This window comes from Streptomyces luteolifulvus (assembly GCF_008806595.1).
Classification (GTDB): Bacteria; Actinomycetota; Actinomycetes; order Streptomycetales; family Streptomycetaceae; genus Streptomyces; species Streptomyces luteolifulvus.
On the sequence record NZ_VZRB01000088.1, the window covers coordinates 1 to 2,266 of the forward strand.

General features: G+C 69.4%; 2 protein-coding genes and 1 pseudogene. All 3 read left to right on the top strand.

Annotated features, from left to right (window positions below; genetic code table 11):
• The first annotated feature begins 118 nt into the window (after window positions 1-118).
• Window positions 119-466 carry a hypothetical protein gene (locus F7R91_RS41650; protein ID WP_150959063.1) on the top strand — a complete coding sequence of 116 codons (348 nt, stop codon included), beginning with the start codon at window positions 119-121 and terminating at the stop codon, window positions 464-466.
• Window positions 467-634: 168 nt separating this feature from the next.
• Window positions 635-889: pseudogene (locus tag F7R91_RS44500) on the top strand (recombinase family protein); the annotation flags it as partial.
• Between the two features lie 94 nt (window positions 890-983).
• Window positions 984-2,266 (top strand): recombinase family protein (locus tag F7R91_RS41655; protein WP_225321136.1); only part of this gene is annotated, 1,283 nt, incomplete at its 3' end.

The following is a 2,266-nucleotide window of genomic DNA, read 5'->3' on the forward strand; positions in this document are numbered from 1 at the left end:
CCACGCCTCCAACGCAATGGGCAACTTCACCTTCGAAGTGACGTTGCGTTACCGGCGGTTGGAAAAGCTGCCGCGCGTCGAGAGTAGGAACCGTCATGACGGGTAGTACGTTCATGACATGGTACGCGGGGATCGTGTCGACAGCATCGAGTACGCGCGGCGGGTCAACGCTGCTGCGGACCTGCTCGCGGTGGAGGCGTCCGGCGCGGAGGTGGCCCGTGTGCTGGCTGCCCGTTTCGGCGTGTCGGTGCGTCAGGCACACCGGTATGTGGAGCAGGCCGTGGCGCAGGGTCGAGTCGCCGTCCCCGAGGCGAGCGTGGTGTTCACCGTCAAGCTGCCCGGCTCGCTCGCCGAGCAGGTCCGCGCGCATGCCCGCGCGAGCGAGGCCACCCTGTCCTCGGTGGTGGCTGCGGCGCTGGCCGACTACCTCGGCGACGACTCGGGCGGACGGCGGCCCAGGCCGTGAACCAGCCGCCGGTGGAGCTGGAGTGGGTCTTCTCCCGGCACGCCGACGCAGAACTGCAGGCGGCCTACGCCCTGCTGGTGCCCCGGCGCCAAGCTCGCACCCGGGACAATCAGCGAGACCAGGCGCGGGAAGGAGCGCACGGTGACCACAGCGGCGATCTACGCGAGGGTGTCCTCGCAGCGGCAGAAGAAGGACCAGACGATCGCCTCCCAGACGGCGGCGCTGCGCGCGTACGTCGAACGGATGCGGCTTGAGCTGCACGAGGAGTGGGTCTTCGAGGACGAGGGCCACTCCGGGGCCACCTTGATGCGGCCCGCGCTGGAGCGGCTTCGGGATCTCATTGCGCAGGTCGGCGTGGACGTGGTGGTCGTCTACGCCCCGGACCGCCTGGCCCGCAAATTCGCCTACCAGGCCCTGCTCATCGAAGAGTTCGCGCGCGCCGGCACCCGGGTGGAGTTCGTGCGCGGCCCGCGGCGGCGACAGCCCCGAGGACTAGCTCCTCATCCAGTTCCAGGGCATGTTCGCCGAGTACGAGAAGGCCCAGTTGATGGAGCGCTACCGGCGTGGGAAGACCTACCGGGCGCGCACGGGATCGGTGAACGTGCTGTCCGGGGCGCCGTTCGGCTACCGCTTCATCCGCAAGACCCCCGAGTGCTCGGCCCGCTACGTGATCGTCGAGGCCGAAGCGGCGCTGGTGGCCGAGCTCTTCCGCCGCTACGTCGACGAGGGCGCCTCCATCGCCGACCTGACCCGCTGGCTCACCGACAGCAACACCCCCACCCGCACAGGCAAGAGGCGCTGGGACCGCAGCGTGGTCTGGGGCATGCTCCGCAACCCCGCCTACGCGGGCACCGCCGTCTTCGGCAAGACCCAGGTCCAGCACGAGCCCGCCGGCATCAACCGCCGGGCCCGTCTGGAGGGCCGGGCCACGCCACGCCCGGTCAAGACCGTCGACCGGCCCCGCGAGGAATGGATCGCCATCCCCGTCCCCGCGATCATCACCCCCGCGACCTTCGAACGTGCCGCGGGGCGACTGGAGGACAACAAGCGTTTCGCGGCCCGCAACACCAAGGTCCCCTCCCTGCTGCAGGGCATCACAGCCTGCGCGACCTGCGGCTACGGCTACTACCGCACCTCGACCCGCACCACCAACAAGAAGATCTACTACTACCGGTGCCTGGGCTCGGACGACTACCGCTACGAAGGCGGACGCGTCTGCACCAACAAGCCGGTCCGCGCCGACTACCTCGACACTCTCGTCTGGGACCACATCACCGGCCTCCTCGCCGACCCCGCCCTGATCCGCACCGAGATCGACCGACGCCTGCAGCAGGCCCGCACCGCGGACCCGGCCCGACGCGAACGCGCCCGTCTCGAGACCGCTCTGGCCGCAGCCACCCGCGGTGTCACCCGCATGATCGAGGCATACCAGGAACAGCTGATCACCATCGATGAACTGCGGGCCCGCATGCCCGACCTCCGGGCCCGCGAGGCCAACCTGCGCGGCCAACTCGACGCCTTGACAGCCCAACTCGCCGACCGCGACGCCTACCTCAAACTCGCCCACGACCTGGAAGGCTTCCTCTCCCAGCTCCGTGCAGGCACGAAGACGGCCGACGTCCCCGAACGCCAACGCGTGCTCCGGCTCCTGGTCCAGGACATCCTCATCGGCCCCGAGAAGATCACCATCCGGCACCGCATCCCGATCCGCGAACACACCCAAGCCGACCACGGTCAGTCACCGGACGCCGACGCCGAGGGCGACATGCACACGGGTTATCCATTGCGTTGGAGGCGTGA